Consider the following 23,121-nt stretch of genomic DNA (forward strand, 5'->3'; position numbering starts at 1 on the left):
GCCGAGCGACGACGCCGCTACTCGACTCCGGGTTCCGGGCTGACAGACAGCCGTCGGCCACTGGCCCTCTCCGCGGCGGGGCGCACGGGGGCGCAAGGTGGAACTGCCGTGCTCCAAAGGGCTCATGGCCTGCGGTGCAAGCCACGGTGACCTTTGTTTTTCCTCTGCTAGCCTCGTGGCCCACCACGGCGAGTGACGCAAGGGGGAGCAGCATGGGGCGGCGACTCGAGGGGCGTGGAGCATGAGTGGGCGACGGGTGGCCGAGCGGCTGCTGCACGATGCCGTGATCATCGTGCCGGGCATCATGGGGAGTGCGCTCAGGGACGTCGAGAGCGGCAAGCAACTGTGGGGCGTCAAACGGCTCTTCGAGTACTCCGCGCGCATGCACGCCGATCGGCTGCGCGCGCTCGGTGTCACCGAGGAAGAACGCACGGAGGCCACGGGGCGGGTCGAGCCGACCGGCGTGCTGAACGTCGCCGAGTGGATGCCCGGGCTCGGTTCGGCGCAGCCCTACAACCACCTGGTGAGCGAGTTACGTCACGAGGCCCTGCACCGCAGCGCCGTCCACCCGTTCCCCTACGACTGGCGGCTCTCGGTCGAACACAACGGAGCGCTGCTCGCGACCGCGGCCCGTCGGCACCTCGAAGCCTGGCGCGAGCACGCCGCCCACCGCCACTACCTCGGCCTGCATCCCGAGGCCGGCCCGGCCCGGATCGTCTTCGTCGCCCACTCCCTGGGCGGGCTCCTCGTACGCGAACTCGTCCACCGCGGCGACCTCGGGCCCGACATCCGCGCCGTACTGACCGTCGGCACCCCCTTCAGCGGATCGGTCAAGGCGGCCGTGATGCTCGACTCCGGCAAGGGGGCGCCGCTTCCGCTCCCCCGCACCGTCCTGCGGGACGCCGCCCGGACCATGCCGGGTGTGTACGACCTGCTCCCCGGCTACCGTGCGCTCGACCTCGGCCTCGACTCGCGGGTACCGAACGCCGACGACCTCGTCGCGCTGGGCGGCCGGCGCGAGCTGGTCCTGGAGTCCATGCGGTGGCGCGACAGCAGGCAGGGCCTCACGCTGCCCGACCACAGGATGGTGGTCGGTCTCGGCAAGCGCACGTTGCAGAGCTATCGCATGACGGCGGACGGCGTCGTGGGCCAGGATTCGATCCTCGAACGGGATCCCTCCGACGACCGTGTGCTCTTCCATCCCGATGGCCGGCCGCGACGCGAGAACCGCGAGGGCGACGGCACGGTGTACCAGTTCGCCGCGCATCTGCCGGGCGCCCGTGAGAAGGCGATCACGGTCTACCAGGAACACGGCGCGCTCGCCCGCAGTCGGACCGTCGTCGACCTGGCGCGCGGCATGCTGCGCGGCCTGCGTCACCCCGACGAGCTCGGAGCCATGCTGGGGGACGGATCCTTCGATCTGGACGTGCCGGAATGGGTCGAGCCCGGCTCTCCCCTGACCATCGAGGTGTCCGGCTGGGACGGCGTCTTCGACCTCCACTGCACCGCCAAGGAGGTCAGCGGTCTCGACGAGGTCCTGTACCCGGAGCTGAAGCCGGTGCCCGACCGGGACGGAACGCTGGTGGCGACCTGTGTGGCCACCCGGCCCGGGCTGTACGAGATCGAGGTGGTGGGCGGCAGCGAGCCGGTGACACGGCTCGTGCTCGTGGTGGCATCGGAGCGGCACGTCTGACGCCATGGCCTCTGATTTCGACGACATGGGGGCCGATGTCGCGGACTCGTTCGCCGTCCACGCGATTCCGGTGGGACCGGTGGCCGGGTTCCCGGACGCGGACACGGTCGACGAGGCCGCGCGTACCGTGGCCGTACTGCGGCGGATGGGCGGGCAGGCCGTCGATCCCGTCTTCGCCGGCGACGCGGTGGAGTCGCTGACCGACGCCGACGAGGCGCTCGCGCACTGGGCCGGGGAGCGGCGTGGCGACGACGAGTCCCGCCCGTCCGCGCTGCTGTGGTTCGGCCACGGCCGCGCGGCGGCGATGGGTGCCGTGCTGCTCGTGCCCGGCTCCAAGGACCGTGGGGACGCCCGGGTGACGCCCGACATGGTCGCCCACTACGTCCATGCCGAGCAGCGCAGGCGTGGGCAGGACGAGAGCCACTGGGCGCTCGTGATGATCGAGGCGTGCAACTCGACGCGCTTCGTCCAGGACGTGGCCCACAGGTTCAACGGCAGCGGTCAGGCCGGCGTGCGCTCCCTGCTGATGGTCGCCACCGGACAGCCCGAGGCACAGGGCTATCTGGGCACGTTCCGCGACGTGCTGGAGCGGTACCTGGACGCGAAGACCTCCAACGACGAGGTCTTCAGCCTGCGTGACCTGCAGGGCCACTTCAACCGCCACCGCATCCACGCGGAGCTCGTCGGCGGCGAGACGGGCGCCGAACTCCGTCTCGTCCTGCGCGACAGGGTTCCGCTCGCCGGGGCGACCACGGTGGCCGACCAGCGCCGGCTGCAGAGCCGCTTCGACGACACACCCGACGCACTTCCACACATGCCGGCTTCGGACAAGGTGGGGTTCCTCGAAGTGGTCCACGACTTCACCGGCCGGGCGGAGGACCTGCGTACCGTCGCCGCCTGGTGCGCCGATCCCGCCGGAGCGGCCGTGCTTGCGGTCACGGGCGCGCCCGGCGCGGGCAAGTCCGCGCTGCTGGGCGAGAGTCTGCTGCGGTGGTCCCGGCCCGAAGGAGAGGGGCGGGAGACCGCGCGTTCCCCCCGGATCGTGGCAGTACTGCCACTGACGGGCAGCACCCCCGCGGATGTGGTCCGGCAGCTGGCCGACAAACTCGACGCGTACCCGGGTGATGACGCGCACTCCGGTGGTCCCGGGCCGGCCGGCGTCCTCGGGGGTGGCGAGGCACTCGACACCGTACGCCGCCGTCTTGCCGAACTCACCGGCGGCACCCACGCGGCGGCGGGAGCGCCGACACCGGCCCTGATAGTCGCCGACGCCCTCGACGAGGCCAGGGATCCCGTCCGGATCGCCGCCCTGTTACGGGACCTCGTGACCGTTCCGGGTGTACGGCTCCTCATAGGCACCCGGACTTCCCCGTACGCCGCCGTCTCGGGCGCCGGCCGGCCGGCGGAGGGGAGCGGACACGTCGACCTTCTGGAGGTTCTCGGTTCGACCACCGGACACGCCCGGGTGCTGTCCCTCGAACCGGATCCGTCGGCGGCCCGCGACTACGCCGAGCGCAACGTACGCGCGATCCTGGGCGAGCGTCCCGCCGGTGACGCGGACTGGCACGAGACGGTCACCCGCACCGTGGCGGATGCCGTGGAATCCCATGTCCGCACCGGATCCTGGCAGTTCCTCCAGGCCGCCCTGGTGGTCCAGGAGATCGAGCAGCGGCCCACCGTGCTGTCCCCCGGCGCCGGCGGGCGGACCGCACTGGCCCAGATGCTGGAGCGCGACCAGAGCGGACTCTTCGGGGCCGCCGTCCAGCGGATCACCGCGGGACTGCCCACGGCCGAGCCGCTGCTGCGGGCCCTTGCCTACGCCCACGGCCGTGGGCTGCCTCTCGCGGACGGCATCTGGGCGTGCGCCGCCGCGGGCATCGCCGGGGCCGATGTTCCTTTCGACGACGAGCAGTTGGAGCTGTTCCTGAACCGGGCCGCGGCCTACGTCCTCGTGGACGGGGAGGACCGGCGCAGCGTGTACCGGTTGGCGCACCGCACCCACACCGAGCAGCTGCTCGGCGACGGCACGCCGGACCGCAGGTACGAGATGTTCCTCGCCCTGCTCGACCTCGCGGCCGCGCAGGCCGGTGAAGGACAGCCGCTCAGCCCGCATCTGGCCGGCCGGCTCGCGGAGTACGCGGCCGACTGCGGTGCGGCGGGCTGGGCCGCGCTCGCCGGGCGGCCCGCCGTCGTCGACCGGCTGCCGCCCGCGTCGCTCAGCGCTCTGGCCCTCACCCCGGGACCGGGTACGGGTACCGCTCCCACCGATCTGCCCATCGAGGTCCTGGGCACGGTCGCGTCGGCGCATCTGATCAAGGAGTCCGAGCAGGGCGACCGACCGGGTCTGCGCCAGCTCGGCGGGCTCCGGGCGACCGGCCGGACGCACGACGGGGGCCCCGACGCCGCCTGGGAGGTCGCTTGGGGGCGGTTGCGCCGCGTGCCGCTGCATCTGCAACTCGGCGGCGCCGACACCGTGGTCACCACCCTCGTCACGCGCCCGGACGCCACCTGGCTGGTCACCGGTTCCGTGGACGGGTCCGTGATGGCCTGGGAGCCGTGGCGGGAGCACCACCCCACCCTGTTGCTGAGCGGGTGCGCCAGCCCGGTGAGCGCGCTCGCCGCTCACGGCTCGGCCACACCTCGGCCGGACGGCGGCGACGCCGAGGGCGAGGAGTCGGGCGGCGAGGGCGCGCAGGACGCGCGAGCGGGCGAGGGGCGAGCGGACGGCGAGGGCGTCGGGCCGGGCCTGTTGGCCGTCGCCCACGACGACCGGACCCTCCAGCTCTGGGACACGGACGCCACCACTACCGCAACCGGCACCGCCGCCGGCGAGCGCCCGGAGCCGCGCACCACGTCGTCGGTCGAGGTGGTCCGCGTGATGGTCGCCCTCCCCGACAGCACCCGACGGTTCGTCGTCGCGGGCGAGGCCGGCTACCTCGCTCTCCTCGGCCCGGACGGGACGCTGTCGACGCCCGCCGTGGGCGTCTCCGGAGGGGACGTGGTGGGTCTGGTCTCCCTCTCGGGCCCGGACGACGTTCCGCTCGTGGTGGCGGCCTACCGGTCCGGCCTCCTGGGGCTGTGGTCGGTCGGCGGCAGAGTGCCCTCCCTGGTGGACCGGTTGAGCGCGCGGACGGCGCTGGCCGGTCTCGTGGGTGTACCGGGCCCCGCGGGGAGCGGCCGGCTGATCACCGTCTCCGACGAGGGCCGCCTCGCGCTCTGGCGGGTGAGCGAAGGTGAGGGCGGCCCGGCGATCGTGGCCGAGGCAGAGGGGCCCCTCACCGGCGTGCAGAGCAGCGGCAATCCGGTCCTGGCTGCCCTGCCGTCGACCGGGCAGGGCGTGGTGCCGGTGGTCGGCGACAAGCGGGGCATCGTACGGGTCGTGGGTCCGGCCACCTCCTCCGGTCGTCCCGCACTCCTGGAGACGTCGACCGGAAGCAGAGCGATCACGGCGATCGGCGCGCTGCGCGGGCCTCAGGGCGGGAGCGTCCTGGTCACGGCGGCGGAGCGGGATTCCCGGGTGCACTTCTGGGACCCTTCGGCCACGGCGCGCGCCGGCGTCGCGTCGGTGGGCCGTGCCTCCTCGATCCGCGACCTGCGACGGCACGTGTCGGCGGACGGCACGGAGACGCTGGTCGTGACGGAGCGGTGCGCCGGGCACTCGACGGTGCGGGTTCTGCGCGCGTCGGACGGTGCCGAGCTGGACGTACCGGCTCCAGCCGACGCAGCCGACCCGGAGCAGGAACCGCTGCCCGCGGGGGCGGACGACGAGCACACGCGCACGATCGGCTGCGTCGCCCTCGACGCACCGGTCGCCCTCGACGCACCCGACGCCCGCCTCCACCCGGCCCGGCTGCGGGCGACCGCCGGGCGCGAAGGAACCGTCGTGGTGTGGCGCGAGGAACGGACGTCCGGCTGGCGGCCGGTGCGCCGAATACCGCTGGGATCACCGTGCACCCGGCTCACGCCACTCTCGTCGGGACGGCTGGCGATCGCCGCCGACGACGGATTCGTGGTGCTCAGGCTCAATCCCGTCGCGTGCGGTGGCGACGGCGGGGGAACGGAGGAGACGCATGGATGACGAGCTGGCGCCCGAGTACGTCGAGGACCTGCTGGACGACCTGTTCACGGGGAAACAGGCCCGGCACGGCCGGTACCGCTTGGTGGGCGGTTACCAGGAGCTGATCAGGGAGCGTCTGCTCCACTTCGTCCTGCGGAGCCTGGACCACCCCACGGACGTGCGCGAGGTGGCGCTGTTCCTCAACGTCGAGCAGGCGGGAGGGGACCTCTGGGACCACGAGGTACGCAATCTGTTACGTCTGAAGATGCTCGGCCATCCGGCGTTGCCGGAGATCGTGGAGGGCAGGTTCGACCGGAGCTGCCGTGTCGCGTTCATCATGACGCGCCAGGAGGGGCAGCCGCTCGCCCAGGACTGGCGGTCCGTGGTGAACGAGTGGGCGACGGCCTTCCCCGTGGTGGCGTTCGAGCAGTTCAGTCTGCTGGTGGACGCGTTGGGCCAGCTGCACGGCACACGGATCGTGCACCGGAACCTGACGTTGGCCGCCGTCCGCGTCAACCCCGCGCCGCACAATCCGGGCCGGACGACGCTGGCCCTGGCGCGGTTCGAGCTGAGTGCCCTGCTGAACAACCTGCTGCAGTCGGTCCACGGTCCGAGCAGCAAGGCACAGTACGACGAGGCCGTGAAGGCGCTGTTCCTCACTCCGCCGCCCGGTGTCGCCAAGGCCCACCACCTGGCCTACCTGGCACCGGAGAACCATCCCTCCGTCTTCTGCGACATCCGGCTGCGTCACCTGGACCACGGCAGCACCGACGTCTTCGGACTCGGTGTCCTCGGGTGGGAGTTGTTCGTCGGCTCCCTGACGGACAAGCTGCCCGGCGAGTGCGCCGCCGTCGAGGCGGCCGAGGGCGAGGAACTGCCCGCGGCGCTGGCCCGCCTCCACCGCGCGATGCGCCGTGAGCTCAACCTCTCCCTCAAACTCCCCCGCCCGCTCCGCCAGGCGCTGCTCGACATGCTCGACCCGTCGCCCACGGGCCGCAGCTCCTCGTTCGAGGCGTCGGCCGCGCTGCAGCGCAACTGGTCGGGCATCTGCCTGGCCCTCGATCCGGCGCCGACCGGAGCGCGACCGCGGCTGCTGGCCTTCATGCCCGACCAGTCCGTGGTGACGATCCACACGAGCCGGGGCTGGACCGACCACAGTCCCGACACCCCTCAGGGCTGCCAGGAACTCCAGGCCTTCCTGGAGGAGGAGTTGCGCGAAGCGGAGCTGGTGCACTGGCACGGCGGCGCGGTCGGTTTCGTGGACGGCGACCACCGCTCGCTCAGTGAGGCCCAGTGGGTGCTCATCGGGCAACAGGCCGTGTGGTTCTGCGCGTTCCTGTACGAGTACGACGCGATGGGCCGCCGCACGGTGACGCGCACCGACACGCTGGTCATCAAGTACCTCGTGGACAGACGCTTCGCGTCGGAGATCCTGTCGGTCAGGCCCAAACGGCGCATCGGCAAGGTGGATCTGGTGCCGTTCCGGCTGGGGCAGCCGCTGGAGGACGAGCGGGCCGACCGCCCGTCGTGGGAGGAGCTGACGGAAGCGGTCCGGAACACGGAGCAGAGCGCGCAGGGTTCCGACGTCCAGGAGATGCTGCGGGCCGTGTCCTTCATGCTGGACTACCAGGGCGCGGTGCTCCGGGCCCGGCAGTACCCGTACACGCTCAGCGAAACGGGCGACGGCCGACTCGTGCTGACGCATGACAGGGGCAGGGAACGCAAGTGGATGCACGGCGACGAGCTGCTCACCGCCTACTGCGCCGATCCCCGGCACCGGCCGGCGCTCGGCGACTTCGCCAAGGGCCTTCTCGCCGAGGACGACCGGGCGTCGGTCTCCGTGGTGTACGACCGGCACAGCCCGTACTTCGGCAGCGGCTCCGTCTCGTTCCGGTTGAAGGAGCGCCTGGACGCGGAGTCCATCGTGGTCGAGCAGGCGCCGGGTAAGGAGCTTCCGGTCAAGGGGTGGCTCAGGCCCGACACCGACCTCGGCACGGAGGTCCAACTCCGGCGGGAGGCACGAGGGTTGGCGTCGCTGCGCCAGAAGGCCGGTCTGGCGCGCGTCCTGCACACGCCCACGTCCATCGAACTGCGCGGGCGGCGGGACGCGACGCTGGAGATTCCGGCGCCGGTCGGCGAGAAACCTCTGCGGGGCAAGGCTGCCCGGATCATCGCAGACATGCTGCGACTCCATCCCTTCTACGCCCTCCAGGGGCCCCCGGGCACGGGCAAGAGCACCGTGGTCTCGCACGCGCTGCGCGACTTCCTCAGGACGGAGCACGGCGCCCGTGTGCTGGTGAGCGCGCAGTCGAACGACGCGCTGGACGAGTTGGCCGGCAAGTGCGTCGAGCTGCTCCGGCCGGTGATCGACACCCAGTCGGTGCTGATGCTCCGGGAGCTGTCCCGCAAGATGGACCCCTCCGATCTGCGTCCGGAGTTGCGCCGGTTCACGGCGGAGGCGATCGCCGAGGATCTGGTCACGCGGATCCGCGAGCGGGTCGCGAACGGCCACCACGGGGCCCGCAACGCGTCCGAGGAGAAGGTGATGTTGCGGTGGGCCGATGTGGCCCAGGAGAACATGGTGGAGTTGACCGAGCGCATCCGGGCGAGCGCCGACGTCGTGCTGGCGACGTGCTCGATCGCGGGCACGCTCACCGACGACGTGCGGGATCCGTCCGACGTCTTCGACTGGGTGATCATCGAGGAGGCGGCCAAGGCCTGGCCGACGGAGATCATCATGCCGCTGGTCCTGGGCGTGCGCTGGACCCTGGTGGGCGACCATCTGCAGCTCGGCCCGCACCGGGCCCAGGACGTCAAGACGTTTCTCGACAGCCTGTCGTCGCACCCCGACGAGCGCATCAGGCTGCACTACGCGGCGCGCGAGAGCTATCTGAGGTTCGTCCAGATGTTCGGCCGCTTCTTCGAGGGACGGGACTCGACCCAGCGCGCCGAGACCACGAGCCCGATGGACACCCTCGACACGCAGTTCCGTATGCACCCGGCCATCGCCCAGCCCTTCGCCCGGGCCTTCTACCCCGACGGCGACGGCGGCACGTTCCTCGCGCCGGACCCGGAGATCGACGAGTTCCATTCCGCCACCAAGCCGGAGTACGTGAAGGGCGCGCCCTTGATCTGGCTGGACACGTCCCAGCACACGAGCTGCGAGGACCTCGGGTACTGGTGGAACCCCGGCGAGATCGAGCTCGTGGAGGGCCTGGTGCGCGAGCTGGGGCTCGATGCCCAGAACGACCCCCGGAAGCTGACCGTACTGACGCCGTACCGCAGACAACTGCGGGAACTGGAGCGCGGGTTCCTCAAGGGGCGGGTGCACACGGTCCACTCCTTCCAGGGCGGTCAGGCGAAGACCGTGATCGTCTCGCTGGTCCGCAGCTCGGAACGGGGCACGGACTCGCGGCAGAACGTGGGGCACACCGCTCAGGCCGACGTGATCAACGTGATGCTGTCGCGGGCGCAGCAGTTGCTCGTGGTCGTCGGGAACCTGCCGCATTTCGAGCGCCATGGCGGAAGCGCCTGGCAGTCGGTGATCAAGACCTTCCGTGAGGTCGGAAGGATCGTCGACGCCTCGACGGGAGAGATCGTCGTGGACGCCGCGGCGGGAACGGGGGACAACCGATGACCGAGACCGCTCTTGTCGCGATCCCCTGCCGTGTCATCACCCTGCGGATGGAGCTCGGCGCCGAGGAGGGCGCCTCCACGCTGGAGGAGCTGGTGCTCCGGGCCGTGGCCGCGGGACGCACCACCGTACGGGACCTGGGGCAGCTGTTCTCCCTGCCGAACCGGCTCATGCTGGACGTGGTGCACGGCCTGTGGAGCAGGGGGTTCCTGGCCGTCGACTTCTCCACGAACACGCTGGAGAACACCCAGGCGGCCCAGACGGTCCTCGGCGATCACGACGGGGACCGGCCGGTGTCGTCGAAGGTGCAGGCGCGCAAGTTCCTGTTCGACCCGGTGACGGCGGCCGTGCTGCTGCACCGCAAGGGCATGGACCGGGTCCCCTACGGGGCCATCGCGATGCCCCTCGCGCGCGGGATCTCCGAGACCGACATCCCGCAGACCGAACTCCTGCGCGCGGTCCGGGAGGCCGTCCGCACCGACCGCAGGCAGCGCGGGGTGCGCCAGCGCGTGCTGAACGTGTCGTTCGCCAACCCGATGCTGAGCCCTCCGGAGGCCGTCCACTGGAACACGGTGGAGGTCGTGGTCAACCGGGATCCCGTGACCGGGACGGTGACCGCCACCCCCGTCCAGATGCCGCCGGGCTGGGGCAGGCGCGCGCTGCAGCTCTTCCAGGCCAGGGTCAGCGACCTGGTGCGCAACCGGCCGGACAGCCGGTTCGCCCAGCAACTCCGGTCCCGCCAGGTCCTGGAGGTGGTACCGCCCGACAACCTCCGCTCCCTGCTGGTCGGTCTGGACCGACTGGCCGAGGGTCTGGGCACCATCCCGCCGGAGCAGCTCCCGGCTCGCCATCACGAGCTGCGCGCCAAGGCGACGCGGGTGCTGGAGCAGCTGGCGGAGGCGCGCCGTGGGCGATGCTCGCTCCAGCGGGTGGCCCCGGGTGCCGGCGTCGAGTGGGTGGTCCAGGACCTGATCGAGCAGGCGGCGCACCAGCTCGTCCTGGCAGTGCCGCGGATCACGTACGAAGCCCTGCATCCGGTGCTGCCCTCGCTGGAACTCGCCGCGAAGCGAGGCGTCACGCTCGTGTTCCTGTGGGGCGGCACGCCGTCCGCCAAACTGGAGGGCAAGGTCGCCACCGCCCTGTACGACCTCCAGAGCCGCTTTCCGGAGAACGTGCTGCTCGAACAGCGCAGCAGCAGCAGTTCGGCGTCCGCGGTCGTCTGCGACGACCTGTACGCGTACGTGGGCTCGCGGAGCCCGCTGGCCGAGGACACCGGGGCGGGTGTCCTCGTACAGCCGGCCGAGGGCACGGACGAGCCGCCGGGCTGTGTCACGGACCTGCTGAGCTGGGCCCGGCGGACCTATCCGTACTGGGAGGCGGGGCAGAGCATCGCCCTGCTGCCGGCGGACTTCGGGAGGCGGCGGGGCGCGGACCACTCCCCGCCGGACGCGGGCACCGAGTGGCGCGGTGTCTCCCTGCCGGACCTCGCGGAGACGTGGGCCGAGGACGAGGTCGGGTACCGCGCGAAGTGGTCGGCCCGCTGGGGCCGGGTGCTGAGGGAGCTCGTCGACGCGGTGGAGGAGGTGTACCGGGGCGATCCGGTGGTGCGAGCGGTGTGGGACGGCATGTACGTCGACCTCGTCCAGCGCTCCGTCGACGGCGCCTCCGAACGGCTGGCCGTCACCGACGACTCCGCGGAGGGCGAGGCCTGCACGGACGCGCTCGGGCGCCGGCTGCTGGGGCTGAGGGACCGGGGCGTCGTGGTCCATCTTCAGCACCCGCCGCTCAAGGACGGGCGGCGCACCGCCCGCGGCTATGCCGAACTGCAGCAGCGCCTCGGCGCCGATCGGACACTGCGGAGCACCAAGGCACGGGCGCGCGCGGTGCTGTCCGACCACGAGACCGTCATCGGCAGCTACCGTCCGCTCGGCAACCGGTCCGTGAACCCCGCACAGGGTCCCGCCCCGAGCGAGCTCGGTCTGCACATCATGAGCACCGGTTTCACGGCCGAGTTCGCCGAGGAGCTGGGCATTCGGGACTGGTTCGGGGACGCCGGGGACGACCCCGGCGCCGGTGGCCGGCACGAGTATCTGCCGCCGCTGCCCTCGCTCGCCTCGGTCCCTGTCGACGCCGACGACTGGAAGGTGCTCGACGACCGCCTCGAGGCCGGAACCGCGTCCGAGCGACTGCGCTGCGACTCCGCGGCGTTGCTCTTCGGCTCGACGGGAGACGAGGAGCAACGCCGGCGATGGGGTCGCTGGATCCTTCACGACGCATGGCAGCGTCATGCCTTCATGGAGGCCTACCTGCTGGCCCCGCGGCTCGGCGACGCGGAGACCATGCCGCCGCAGCTGGCGGCCGTGGCCGTACCGCTGGAGCACGGTCCGCTCGGCGAGCAGCTGTACTTCAGCGCGATGGAGCTGGCCGAGGCCCCGCCGGAGCACCGCACCGTGGCCCTGGTGGGGGCGATCGCCGAGATGCTGCTGCACGGTGGTGACATCGGCCTCATGGTCTGCGAGTCGCTGGCCTCTCCCGGCAGCGCGGCGGCGTCGGGCGTGCCTGCCGCCTGGCTCCGTCTGGCGCGGGAGGCCGCGAGCTGCTTCGCCGTGACACGGGCTCCGGTGCCGCTCCAGGACATCAACGCCTGGGCCGAGCAGCAGAAACGGACGGCGGACGTACGGGACGGCTGGCGTCGCCTCGTCGCCGAAGTGAACGATCTGGAACGGTCCGACCAGCATTTCAAGTTCCTCGACGGGCGGGCGATGCATCGAGCGATGTTCCGGCTGCCCGACGGTCTGTTCGTCCGGGTCCTCGCCATGGCGAGCCCCGACGCGACCGCCGAGTTCAGGACGGGCACCGCCGCCGAACTGCCGGGCACCGCTCTGGAAGCGCGGCTCCACATGGACCAGCTCGCGACGGATCTGGGCGTCAGGAAGGTCGAATGGAGCAACCACTTGGCGTACGCGCGACGGGTCGCCGACGTGATGGCCGAGGCGCGCCGGCTCGCGGTGCTGCCCGCGACCGAGGCCGAACAGGAGACGGCGGCCTCCGGATCGGCCGCGCTGCTCCCGACGCTCGCCCCTGAACAGCATGCGTTCGCGCGGCTCCTCGACAGCACATGGCACACGCTCCTCGAGGAGGCCGACGGGCTGGGAGAGCCGGCCCGTCATCCGGCGAAGGCGCTCCTGAGCGCTCTCGTCTCTCTGCCGGTGATCGGAAAGGACGACAGGTGACCGGAGTTCCACGCGCGCTGTTGGAGACATGGCCGGGCCGTGTCCGGTTCCCCGGTGTGCTGATCGCCCTGGCCGAGCAGGGCCGCCCCGCGGAGGAAGGAGAGCACGACGGCCCGTCGCCGACGGGCGGCGCGGCCGAGCTGGACGGCGGCATGCTCGCCGAAGCGGTCCTCGCCCACGCGGGGGGCATGTCACCGCGCGCCACGTTCGAGGCGCTGCTGGACCAGGGGGAGCACGACGCCGCCGAGCGGCTGCTCCTGGGCGACGCGGTCCTTGACGAGCACCAGGCCGAGCTGCTGGCGCGGAGGCTGGACGCCGCACGCGAGGCCGCCACGGAGTCGGTACGCCAGCGCGTATCGGAGCTGACCAGGCGCGCGGAAGCGGCGGGAGTCGCCTTCGAGCAGCCGGAGATGGCGGCGTTGGTCGAGAGCGCTCGATCGCGCAGTGCGGCCGCCGAAGCAGTGCTGTCCGAGCACGAGGGCGAGCTCGGTGCGCGGGTGGGCGCCGTCGCCGAGGAGTTGGAGCGGCTGGTCGCGGAACAGGAGCAGGCAGCCGCCGGCGGCGCGGATCAGGCCGGCCCGCACCAGGACGGCGACTTCGCCGTGGGCAGGGTGCGGGCACTGCTCCGGGCGGGCGAACTGGTCACCGCCCAGGCGCTGCTGAACCGGGAGCCTCTGGGTGTGCCCGTACCGGAGGCGCTGGCACCGCTTCCGGTGTGGGACAGGGACTGGACGCCCGACACCCTCCTGGAGTACCAGCTGAATCCGGCGATGCGCAGGCCGCCGGAGTTCGCCGCGTGGAAGGCCGCCGACGACGACGCCGCACGGCTGCTCGCCGCCTTCGACCGCTTGAACCGGGAATCGTCCCCGGAAGCGGCCGAGGGTTTCGCGAACGCGCTCGGGCGGTTTCTCGGCGGGCCGGGCGAAGGGGCCGTGGCGCACCGCATCGACGGCGGCTTCTTCACCTTCTTCGACGGCTTGTTCAGCGCCGAACCGCTGACGGGCCTGCATCCGACGGGCCGGGTCGACCTCTACGTCGCCGAGCCGGGAACCGCCGCGCCACCGGCGGAACTCGCCGCGCACGGTCCGCATGTCGCGGTCGGCCCGGGCCTGGTGTCCACCGGGTACACCGACCGTGCGGCTACTGCCGTGCTGAGCCTGCGCGACCTTCTCGGACTGGCCGTGCTGCCGGCGGACCGGGCGGCCCGCACCCTGGGCATCCTCGCGCCGCAGTGGCCCGTCGAGGCCCTCATCGGCGACAGTCCGGCGGTGCTCGGCCGGATCCTCGGTCCGGTCCCCGACGCGGCCTGGCGGACCCTGCGGTGGATCACCCACATGTCGTTGCGGGGAGGAACCGCCACGGTGCAGGCGATGGAGCGCTGCACCGGCATGGATCCCGGGCTCCTCTGGGTGATGCTCCGCTATGCCCAGAGCGTGGACGACCGCTCCGCCCGTGGCGACCTCTGGGCGGCGGAGACCGGTGGCTGGCGGAAGGACAAGGCGCTCGTCCACACGTTGCGGGCCGAACTGCTGGCCCGCTGCGGCGAGCCGGCGGCCCGGGCCGCGTGGTGGGCGGCCCTCTCGGTCTGCGATCCCGAGGACGGACGTCTCGCCCTGGGGGACCTCGGAGACTGGGCCGAGATCTGTTCCGGCCGGCCGGGTGCCAGGGCTCGGGTCCTGGCGGCCACCGACACGCTCGTGGCCCGCGGTCTGCTCGTAGGGGCGCGGCTGACCACCGACCGGGTGCCCGCACCACGGGCGGAGGGGGTGCCTGCACCGGGAGCGGGAGCGGACGGGGAGGCGTCCTTGCGGGTACCGCTGTGCGGGGCCGTGCGGGCCCTCCGTCCCTCGGCCGACACCGAACTGACCGTCCTGCTGGCGGAGATGGAACGCGCCGGCGATCTCGAGGACGGGGCGGACGACACCGCGTCGGTCACGGCGGATGCCGGGGCGGTTCCCACCGGCTGGACCGCGTGGCACCGCAACCGCTTCGCCCCGGCGCCGTCGTACGCCCGGTACGTGGAAGCGGAGCAGCGGGGTGCCGATGCCGAGGAGCTGGCCGCCCTCGCGGCCCTCGCGGGCGGCGAGCTGCTGGAGCACTCCCCCGACGACCTGGTCGAGCAGGCGGTACCGCGGGTCGCGGACCTGGGGGCGGTCCTGTCGGATCTGACGGCCCGGTGCCAGGAGCAGTACCGGGAGGTCCGTGTCGACCTCCGCTGTCCCCCGTCCCTGTGGGTGGACGTTCCCGAGCCCGTGCTGCGTGCGGTGCTGTACGAGGTGTTGGACAACGCCGCTGAGGCGCTCACGGGCCTCGGCGCGGCTCTGGTGCAGGTCTCCGTGTCGCAGGAGAGCCCGGAGGTGCTCGTGGAGGTGCAGGACAACGGCCCGGGGCTGCCGGCCGAGGCGCGGGGCCGGAGGGTGTTCCAGCCCGAGTGGAGCACCCGTGGCGCGGATCGGGGATGGGGGCTGCACCGCGTACGGAAGTTCCTGCGGGCGCTGCCCACACCGGCGGTGGAGGCCGAGGCGGAGGTCTTCCGTTCCTCGCATCCGGCGCTGACGGGTGCCGCGCTGCGGCTCGTCCTTCCGGAGCTCGAGACCGTCACGCCGGCGGGTGTCTGACCCCTGCGTCCGCTCGGGCGTCCGAGCCCGGGCTACGCGTCGTCCTCGGACGGCTCGGGGGTGTCGCTCGGCTCGGGGGTGTCGCTCTGGGACTGGGCGCGGCGGCCGACCACGGCCGCCGCGGCCAGGGCGCTCGCGAGGAAGGCGGTGGCGACGACCCAGGGGCGGTCGACGACGTGTCCGGTGGCGTGGTCGAGGGAGTAGCGGCCGGCACCCGCGACGCCGATGGCGGCCGCGGTGAAGCCGAGGAAGGCCGGGTACTCGTAGCCGCCCGCAGCGGCGAAGAAGCCCGCGGGCAGATGGACGGCGACCGCGCCCGCCATGGCTCCGGCCGCGGCGGCGCCGGCCGCCGGGGTGGCCAGGCCCAGGGCGAGCAGGGCGCCGCCGCCGGCCTCGCCGAGGCCCGCGGCGATCGCGCTCTCACGGGGCGGGGAGAAGCCCATCGCCTCCATCCCGCGTGCCGTGGCCTCCAGGCCACCGCCGCCGAACCAGCCGAAGAGCTTCTGGGTGCCGTGCGCGGCGAGGACGGCACCGGTGCCGACCCGGAGCACGAGGAGTCCGAGGTCGCGTCGGTTCAGGGTGGTCATCTGAGGTCTCCCGGGACAGGCCGATGGTTCGGACACCTCCCACTCTCACCGCCGCGCGGTCCGGGGCCGCAGCGTTGCTGCTCCACCCGGGTCATCTTTTGCGGCGTTTGTCCGGTCCTGCTTGAGTGGGAGGGCTTCTGCCGCTCGGGGGTTGGCCGCAAGGAAGTGGGTACGCATGTCCGCCGAGTCCACCGAGACCGCCGCGCTCCGCGCGAGGATCCGGGAGCTGATGCCCCGGGCCAAGGAGGACCTGACCGAGCTGGTGGCGATGCGATCGGTCGCCGACCCGCGTCAGTTCCCGCCCGAGGAGTGCGCCAAGGCCGCCGACTTCCTGGTCCGCGCCTTCACGGAGGCGGGTCTGAAGGACATGCGGCGCGTCACCACCCCGGACGGCACCGACGCGGTCGTCGGCCACGCGCAGGGCCCGGAGGGCTCCCCGACCGTACTGCTCTACTGCCACTACGACGTCCAGCCGCCGCTCGACGACGCCGCCTGGACCACCCCGCCCTTCGAGCTGACGGAGCGCGACGGGCGCTGGTACGGACGCGGCACCGCCGACTGCAAGGGCAACATCGCCATGCATCTCACCGCCCTGCGCGCCCTGGGCGGCGGCGACGGGCGCGGGTTCCCGGTCTCGCTCAAGTTCGTCGCCGAGGGCTCCGAGGAGCAGGGCACCGGCGGCCTGGAGCAGTTGGTGCCGCAGCGGCCCGAACTCTTCGCCGCCGACTGCCTGTTGATATGCGACACCGGCAACTTCGCGCTCGGATTGCCCACCGCGACGACCTCGCTGCGCGGACTGACCGACGTCGTCGTCACCGTCTCCACGCTCAAGGGCGAGATGCACTCGGGGATGTTCGGCGGTCCCGCCCCCGACGCGCTGGCCGCGCTCGTGCGGATCCTCGACAGCCTGCGCGACGAGCACGGCAACACCACGATCAAGGGCCTGGACGGTGAGGGCGTCTGGGACGGCGTGGACTACCCGGTCGAGCAGTTCCGTACCGACGTGGGCGCGCTGGACGGCGTCTCGCTCCTGGGCACGGGCTCGGTGGCCGACGAGTTGTGGGCCCGGCCCGCCGTCACGGTGCTCGGCATCGACTGTCCTCCTGTGGTGGGTTCGTCCGCCGCCGTGCAGGCGAGGGTACGGGCCCGGGTCAGCCTGCGTGTCCCGCCGGGCATGGACGCGGAGGAGGCGCTGCGCGCGCTCACGGACCATCTGACGTCGGCCGCGCCGTGGGGCGCCCGGGTCGAGGTGGAGGCGGGGAGCGCCGGGCAGCCGTTCCGGGCCCGCACCACCGGACCGGCCTATCGGGCCCTGGGCTCGGCGATGCGCCGGGCGTACGGCAGGGACATGGTCCAGTCGGGGCAGGGCGGTTCGATCCCGCTCTGCAATGTGCTGGCCGGGCACTTCCCGGACGCGGAGATCGCCCTCATCGGCGTGGAGGAGCCGGGCTGTCTCATCCACGCCCCCGACGAGAGCGTGGATCCGTCCGAGATCGAGCACATGGCGCTGACGGAGGCGCTCTTCCTCAGCACGTACGCGATCCCGCTCCGACCGGACTGGAGAGTTCCATGACGCAGACACATGAACGCCCGGACGCCGATCCGGATGGGGGTGTTCCGCCCGGGCCGCTCGGCCTGCTGGCCGGGGTCGCCTGGCAGGCACTGCTCGTCGCCGGAATCGCCTCCCTGGTCCTGGGCGTCCTGGTGCTCATCTGGCCGGGCGCCTCACTGTTCGTCGCCGGCGTGCTGTTCGGTCTCTATCTGCTGTTCAGCGGCGTGATGCAGCTGGTCGCCGCCTTCGGTACGCACGCCTCGACGGCGCTGCGCGTGATGGCCTTCATCAGCGGCGCCCTGTCGATCCTGCTGGGTCTGTTCTGCTTCAAGGGCGAGACGCAGTCGACTCTGCTGCTCGCGCTGTGGATCGGCATCGGCTGGCTCTTCCGCGGGATCACCCAGACCGTCGCGGCCACCTCCGACCCGGCCATGCCGGCCCGTGGTTGGCAGATCTTCCTCGGAATCGTCAGCGCGCTGGCGGGTGTGGTGCTCATCGTGTCGCCGCTCGAATCGGCCGCGGTGCTGACCGTGCTCGCCGGCGTCTGGCTGCTCGTCGTGGGTGTGGTCGAGATCGCCACCGCGTTCATGGTGCGGACGCGGGCGAAGGACCTGCCGCCGGGCATCTGAACCGTACGACCTTCGAGGGACCCGGCCGCCCGGCCGGGTCCCTCGACGCATGCGCTACATTTTGCCGGTCCTTGACCGCGATCATTCACGATCCCTCTCTTCTCGGAGCCAGCAACCCATGAGCGACATCGTCAACGGCCTCGGCCGGGCCACCGCCTACGGCGCACTCGGCGTGGTGCTGCTGATCCTCGGCATCGTCCTGGTGGACCTGCTGACGCCGGGGAAGCTGGGCCGGCAGATCTGGGAGGAGCGCAACCGCAACGCCGCGACCCTGCTCAGCTCCGCCCTGCTCGGCATCGGCGGGATCGTCTTCACCTCGATCTGGACGACCTACCACGACTTCGGCAAGGGTCTCGCCTCCACGGCCGCGTTCGGCCTCCTGGGCCTCGTGATGATGGCCGTGGCCTTCCTGGTCGTGGACCTGGTCACGCCCGGCAAGCTGGGCGCCACCCTCGTCGACCCCCAGCCGCACCCGGCGGTCTGGGTGACGGCCTCCTGCAACATAGCGGTCTCCGCGATCGTCTCCGCGTCCATCGCCTGAGCCGGTCAGCGAACCATCGGCTCGACCTCCAGGAACCGCCTGCGGCGCGGCCCCCGGTACAGCAGCGCCTCCCAGCCGAGCCGCTCCAGGACGGGCACGCAGGCGGCGAGCGCGGACTCCTCCTCCCCCGCGGCCCCACCGCCGGGCGGCCCCACCCACTCCACCACGGCGGTGCCGGGCCGTTCGCCGGCCGTGACCCGGTAGCCGGTCGCAACCCGGACTCCGGTGGCGTCGACCGCCGAGGGCGCCGTCCGTGCCGCCTCCAGGGCGAGGGACACCGCCCGGACCGGCTGTCTTCGCTCCCACTCCGCGGGCACCTCACCCGGGTCACCGCCGACCTGCCGGTTGGCCAGCCGCCTGATCTGGAGCAGCCCTTCAAAAGCCGCCCGCACCTCCCGGGACCGCTGCTCCGCCTCTCCCTCCGGCAGCGGCGGCCCGTCCCCCGTGGCCGCCTCGAAGGTCCCCCGTCGCGTCGTCATGCCCGAAACCGTAGGGCCCGCCTCTGACAACCGCCCGCCGCAACCGGGGTCGGGCGTAGGCTCCCGGGCTTCGGGCGGGTATCGTCTCGGCCGCTCGGTCAGCAGGCTCGAGCCCGCATCGAAGACGTGCCGCAGAATTTTCGGCGTTTCCTGTTATCCGGGGGATGCCCTGCGGTCTCCCAGCTGCCGGGCATCGACGACAGGCGGGACAGGCAGAGTGAATCAGGGCATGGATACACAGCACGGTACGGAGCTGGTGAGGGCTGCGCAGAGCGGGGACCTGTGGGCGCAGGACCAGCTCATCGCCGCCTATCTGCCCCTGGTGTACAACATCGTGGGCCGGGCCATGAACGGCCACCACGACGTCGACGACGTCGTGCAGGAGACGATGCTGCGGGCGCTCGACGGGCTCGGAAGCCTGCGCGCCCCGGACAGTTTCCGGTCCTGGCTGGTGGCGATCGCCATGAACGGGATCCGCAGCCACTGGCACAAGCAGCAGTCCGGTCTCCACACGAGCGTCCTCGACGATGCCCGTGACCTTGCTCACCCCGGCGCGGATTTCGTGGACCTGGCCGTCGTCAAGCTGCACCTGTCCGGGCAGCGGCGCGAGACCGCCGAGGCGACCCGCTGGATGGAGCCGGACGACAGCGCGCTGCTGTCGCTGTGGTGGCTGGAGTGCGCCGGTGAGCTGACCCGCTACGAGGTGGCGGCGGCCCTTGAGCTGTCCACGCAGCACACCGCGGTCCGGGTGCAGCGGATGAAGGCCCAGCTCGACACAGCCCGCGTCGTCGTACGGGCCCTGGCGGAGAACCCGCTCTGCCCCACCCTCCGGTCCGAGCTGGGCACGTGGGACGGCCGCCCCTCCGCTCTGTGGCGCAAGCGCATAGCCCGGCACGCCCGCGGCTGCGCGCACTGCGCCGGCCTCTGGAGCAACCTGGTCCCCGCCGAGGGTCTGCTGGCCGGCCTGCTCCTGGTGCCCCCGTCGGCGCTGCTCCTCGCCGCCGTCCAGGGAGGCGCCGGCTTCGGCCTCACGGCGGCGACCGCGGCGACCGCCGCGTTCCCGGCAGCGCAGCCGTACGGCTACGACACCGCCTACGGGGCTTCGGCGCCGTACGAGGCGACGGGAACCTACGAGGCGCCGGGCGCGTACGGGGCGCAGGGGCCGTATGAGACGCCGGGTCTGTACGAGACGGCGGGGTCGTACTCCATACCGACGCCGTACGACGGGTCACCGTACGGGACACCCACCCCGCACGAGACGACCGCGCCGTACGGCATACCGACGCAGGCACCGTACGAGAGCCCGGCACCGTACGGGACGGACCGGCAGGACTGGCAGGACTGGCAGGGCGAGCCGGCCGAGCCGATGGCCGCGTACCAACCGGACGCACCACAGAACGAACCCGTCACGCCGTACGGGACCCAGAGCACCGTCAGCCCCGTCGGGGCGGGCCCCCGCAGCTCGCGCAGTGCCCGGCGGCGGAGGGAGCAGGAACGGCGGCGCGGTCGCCGCAGGGCCGTCGTCGCCGCCGGCATGGCTGTGGTGGCGGTCACCGGCGGCTCCTTCTACCTGAGCACCGGACCCGACGGGGACGGTGAGGCGCTGGAGGCGAACCGCGCCGCGGCTCCCGGTCCGGACACGCCCCTCGCGCAGAAGCCGACCACCCTCCTGGTGACGCCCTCCCCCTCGGCGTCGACATCGGCCAGTGCCACCGCGACCCCGTCCGCCCGTCCGAGCCGGACCGTGAAGGCAACGCCGTCGAAGACGGCCGCCCCCCGTACCTCGTCGCCCGCGCCCAAGCCGAAGCCCACCGCCGGCTCCGGCTCGGACACGGGCTCGGGCTCGGGCTCGCAGGGCGGATCCGGCTCGGAATCCACCGCCGACCAGGTGATCAGTCTGGTCAACGCCGAGCGTGCCAAGGCGGGTTGTGGCCCGCTGACGGCGAACTCGCAGCTGACCAGGGCGGCGCAAGGGCACTCCGACGACATGGCCGCGCGGGACTTCTTCGACCACACCAACCCCGACGGCAAGGGCCCCGGCGAGCGCGTCACGGCCACCGGGTACCCCTGGTCGACGTACGGCGAGAACATCGCCATGGGGCAGAGCAGCGCGGAACAGGTGATGGAGTCCTGGATGAACAGCCCGGGCCACCGCGCGAACATCCTCAACTGCTCCTTCAAGGAGATCGGGATCGGCATCCATAACGAGGGCGGCCCCTACTGGACCCAGGTCTTCGGCGCGCGCTGACGACGGGGCCTCAGCGCTGGCTGCGGCCGCTCGTCACCGCGTAGTACTGCAGGTCCTGCTTGTCGACGGGCCGCCGCACCGGGTGGCGGCTCGTGACCGTCGTCGTGGTCTTCCCGGCCCGTACGGCGGTCGCGGAGCTGTGCCCGGTGCGCAGCGGCAGGAGACGCGCGTACACCCCGGCAGGCGCCTGATGGCTGCCGTCGGTGGAGCCGGTCGTCGTACGCACCTGGGCGGGTGCGGTGAGGAAGGAGAGCACCTCCACGGTGTCCCGGGGCGTGGCCGTGCCCTTGCGGGGCTCTATCACCCGCGGTTGGCGCGAGGCGGGCGGGGTGTCGTCGACGAACTGGACGCGTGAGGTCAGATAGAGCGTGTCGCGGACGATCCTCGGCCAGGCGCCGGTCTTGAACCGGGTCAGGTAGTAGGAGGAGAGGTCCAGGTAGGCATAGCCGTTGTGCACCGAGGGCGCGAAGTGGGTGCCTTCGGAGTAGTCGTTCCAGGTGGTGAGCTGGACCCAGTCGGCGCCGGAGGTGATGGCGGCTCCCCAACTCGCCCGCAGGGTCTCGGTGTTGCCCGCCTCGTCGTAGACACCCTGGTTGGGGCGGGCGTCCTGGACGGAGACCGGCTGCATCCAGATCTTGCCGAGCCGGTGGGCGCGGTCGGCGTCGGCGCCGTCCTGCCGGTTGGCGCTGCGGGCGCCCCACTCGGAGAAGCCGTGGCTGATGGCCGCGTACCGCTCGCGTTCCGGGGTGAAGTCGAGGAAGAGGGGGACGAGGGCCGTGCGGATGCCGTGCCGGGTCTCCAGCTCGCGCATCATCGCCCGCCACCAGTCGGGGTCCTGCTCCTCGGCCTTGAAGGGGGAGACGACGAGCCGGCCGTCGGGCAGGCGGTGGGCCGCGGGATGGCGGGCCAGCCCCGCGAGCGTGTCGGCGAGGGAGGCGGGGGTGGTGCTCAGCGAGGTCATGTCGGGCATGAGCTGGATCCGGAAGCCGGGGTCCTCCTCGTGGGCGGCCCGCAGCAGCAGTTCGGCGCGGTCCCGGTTGCGTCCGCTCTCGGAGAGCAGGTCGAGCGTGAAGCCGTCGAGCCCGGCGTCCCGCGCGGTGCGGATCTCCTGGCGCAGATGGGCCAGTTCCCAGTTCCCGGTCTCGGGCGCGGCGGGCAGCGGACGGTCGCGCAGCAGCCCTCCGTACGCGCGGTGCTTGCCCTTCTCGCCGTCCGGGGTCAGGTAGTTGCGGCTGTAGTAGTCGCGATCCGCGGGCTCGTTGTCCAGGGACAGCGGATACGGCGTGAAGTAGTGGGCGAAGACGAGCTTGCCCGAGCGGCGCAGTTCACGGGTCGGAGGAAGGTCGAAGGGGAGGGCGGTGCTGTACGCCGGCGGGGGCGCCGCGGCCGGCTCCGCCGGGGCGTCGGCGCGGAGCACGTCGGCCGTACCGATGCCGGCCCAGGTGCCGAGCAGCAACACGCCCAGCGCGAGTCCCGGGAGCAGCCGACGGCGGCCCGGTGCCCGATGGGTCCGGGCTGGGGGCTTGTCCGCCATGGGCTTCCTCACGGTCGTGCGTAGGTGGATCGGGGCTGCCGCGGGCGTGCGGGTTGGCTGTAGTAGAACCGATCGCGGGCAGCGGAACAACCACCGTCGGGCGCGTGGCGAACGGGCCGCGGAGACCCACCGCGTACCGCTTCCGGGAAGGTCGGTGCGGTGACCGGCGACGCAGTGGGACACGGCGGCGTTCCGCATCGCGACCCTCAGCACGTGGGAATTTCCTGCGGCAGCGGGAGCGCCCAACTGGCCGCGTTTCGGGCTCACTCGGCGACCGCGGGGGTGTGCTTTCGGCCACAGCCGTGGCACCCTCCCC

General features: G+C 72.4%; 12 protein-coding genes. 9 read left to right on the forward strand and 3 right to left on the reverse strand.

All coding sequences use genetic code 11. The features are described from left to right. Positions 1 to 241 precede the first annotated feature (241 nt). From ACFV9D_RS01205 to ACFV9D_RS01225, 5 genes are read left to right on the forward strand one after another with little or no spacing between them, the layout of a single operon-like run. The gene (locus ACFV9D_RS01205; protein ID WP_385138997.1) at positions 242 to 1,693 is read left to right on the forward strand and encodes a hypothetical protein; all 1,452 of its coding nucleotides are present in this window, start codon (positions 242 to 244) and stop codon (positions 1,691 to 1,693) included. A 4-nt stretch (positions 1,694 to 1,697) separates the two neighbouring features. After that, complete coding sequence (locus ACFV9D_RS01210) at positions 1,698 to 5,771, forward strand: ATP-binding protein (RefSeq protein WP_385139000.1); 4,074 nt, start codon at positions 1,698 to 1,700, stop codon at positions 5,769 to 5,771. Continuing rightward, positions 5,764 to 9,387, forward strand: coding sequence for an AAA domain-containing protein (locus ACFV9D_RS01215; protein WP_385139003.1), 3,624 nt, complete (start codon positions 5,764 to 5,766; stop codon positions 9,385 to 9,387). Before ACFV9D_RS01210 ends, ACFV9D_RS01215 begins: the two co-directional genes overlap by 8 nt. Continuing rightward, the gene (locus ACFV9D_RS01220; protein WP_385139006.1) at positions 9,384 to 12,617 is read left to right on the forward strand and encodes a hypothetical protein; all 3,234 of its coding nucleotides are present in this window, start codon (positions 9,384 to 9,386) and stop codon (positions 12,615 to 12,617) included. The genes ACFV9D_RS01215 and ACFV9D_RS01220 overlap by 4 nt, the downstream gene beginning before the upstream one ends. Beyond that, a complete protein-coding gene (locus ACFV9D_RS01225; protein WP_385139008.1) occupies positions 12,614 to 15,235 on the forward strand; it encodes an ATP-binding protein in 2,622 nt (873 codons plus the stop codon). Before ACFV9D_RS01220 ends, ACFV9D_RS01225 begins: the two co-directional genes overlap by 4 nt. A gap of 32 nt (positions 15,236 to 15,267) precedes the next feature. Here ACFV9D_RS01225 and ACFV9D_RS01230 read toward each other — a convergent pair whose 3' ends face one another. Continuing rightward, a complete protein-coding gene (locus tag ACFV9D_RS01230) occupies positions 15,268 to 15,822 on the reverse strand; it encodes a DoxX family membrane protein (RefSeq protein WP_385139011.1) in 555 nt (184 codons plus the stop codon). Positions 15,823 to 15,997: 175 nt separating this feature from the next. Here ACFV9D_RS01230 and ACFV9D_RS01235 point away from each other — a divergent pair, with 175 nt between their 5' ends. The 3 genes from ACFV9D_RS01235 to ACFV9D_RS01245 all read left to right on the forward strand — a co-directional run bounded on the left by ACFV9D_RS01235 (position 15,998) and on the right by ACFV9D_RS01245 (position 18,544). Beyond that, positions 15,998 to 17,395 (forward strand): dipeptidase, encoded by a 1,398-nt coding sequence (locus ACFV9D_RS01235; RefSeq protein ID WP_385139014.1) that lies wholly within the window; start codon positions 15,998 to 16,000, stop codon positions 17,393 to 17,395. Beyond that, complete coding sequence (locus ACFV9D_RS01240) at positions 17,392 to 18,003, forward strand: HdeD family acid-resistance protein (RefSeq protein WP_385139017.1); 612 nt, start codon at positions 17,392 to 17,394, stop codon at positions 18,001 to 18,003. Before ACFV9D_RS01235 ends, ACFV9D_RS01240 begins: the two co-directional genes overlap by 4 nt. 118 nt (positions 18,004 to 18,121) lie before the next feature. Then, entirely contained in the window at positions 18,122 to 18,544 is a 423-nt protein-coding gene (locus ACFV9D_RS01245) for a DUF350 domain-containing protein (RefSeq protein WP_385139020.1), read from the forward strand. Positions 18,545 to 18,549: 5 nt separating this feature from the next. Here the strand turns inward: ACFV9D_RS01245 and ACFV9D_RS01250 are convergent, their stop codons facing one another. Continuing rightward, positions 18,550 to 19,023 carry a hypothetical protein gene (locus ACFV9D_RS01250; RefSeq protein WP_385139022.1) on the reverse strand — a complete coding sequence of 158 codons (474 nt, stop codon included), beginning with the start codon at positions 19,021 to 19,023 and terminating at the stop codon, positions 18,550 to 18,552. A 229-nt stretch (positions 19,024 to 19,252) separates the two neighbouring features. On the opposite strand from ACFV9D_RS01250, the gene ACFV9D_RS01255 reads away from it, so the two are divergent. Beyond that, the gene (locus ACFV9D_RS01255) at positions 19,253 to 21,271 is read left to right on the forward strand and encodes a sigma-70 family RNA polymerase sigma factor (RefSeq protein ID WP_385139025.1); all 2,019 of its coding nucleotides are present in this window, start codon (positions 19,253 to 19,255) and stop codon (positions 21,269 to 21,271) included. A 10-nt stretch (positions 21,272 to 21,281) separates the two neighbouring features. Here ACFV9D_RS01255 and ACFV9D_RS01260 read toward each other — a convergent pair whose 3' ends face one another. Further along, positions 21,282 to 22,805, reverse strand: a complete 1,524-nt coding sequence (locus ACFV9D_RS01260) for a glycoside hydrolase family 71 protein (protein WP_385139028.1) — start codon at positions 22,803 to 22,805, stop codon at positions 21,282 to 21,284. Between the last annotated feature and the right edge of the window lie 316 nt (positions 22,806 to 23,121).

Origin of the sequence: Streptomyces sp. NPDC059875 (assembly GCF_042731085.1) — a bacterium.
In the GTDB taxonomy this organism is placed as follows: Bacteria; Actinomycetota; Actinomycetes; order Streptomycetales; family Streptomycetaceae; genus Streptomyces.

Coding starts and splice junctions, on each gene's coding strand:
- ACFV9D_RS01205 (WP_385138997.1), top strand. CDS start 242: ATGAGTGGGCGACGGGTGGCCGAGCGGCTGCTGCACGATGCCGTGATC.
- ACFV9D_RS01260 (WP_385139028.1), bottom strand. CDS start 22,805: ATGGCGGACAAGCCCCCAGCCCGGACCCATCGGGCACCGGGCCGCCGT.
- ACFV9D_RS01245 (WP_385139020.1), top strand. CDS start 18,122: ATGAGCGACATCGTCAACGGCCTCGGCCGGGCCACCGCCTACGGCGCA.
- ACFV9D_RS01210 (WP_385139000.1), top strand. CDS start 1,698: ATGGCCTCTGATTTCGACGACATGGGGGCCGATGTCGCGGACTCGTTC.
- ACFV9D_RS01250 (WP_385139022.1), bottom strand. CDS start 19,023: ATGACGACGCGACGGGGGACCTTCGAGGCGGCCACGGGGGACGGGCCG.
- ACFV9D_RS01255 (WP_385139025.1), top strand. CDS start 19,253: ATGGATACACAGCACGGTACGGAGCTGGTGAGGGCTGCGCAGAGCGGG.
- ACFV9D_RS01235 (WP_385139014.1), top strand. CDS start 15,998: ATGTCCGCCGAGTCCACCGAGACCGCCGCGCTCCGCGCGAGGATCCGG.
- ACFV9D_RS01240 (WP_385139017.1), top strand. CDS start 17,392: ATGACGCAGACACATGAACGCCCGGACGCCGATCCGGATGGGGGTGTT.
- ACFV9D_RS01230 (WP_385139011.1), bottom strand. CDS start 15,822: ATGACCACCCTGAACCGACGCGACCTCGGACTCCTCGTGCTCCGGGTC.
- ACFV9D_RS01220 (WP_385139006.1), top strand. CDS start 9,384: ATGACCGAGACCGCTCTTGTCGCGATCCCCTGCCGTGTCATCACCCTG.
- ACFV9D_RS01215 (WP_385139003.1), top strand. CDS start 5,764: ATGGATGACGAGCTGGCGCCCGAGTACGTCGAGGACCTGCTGGACGAC.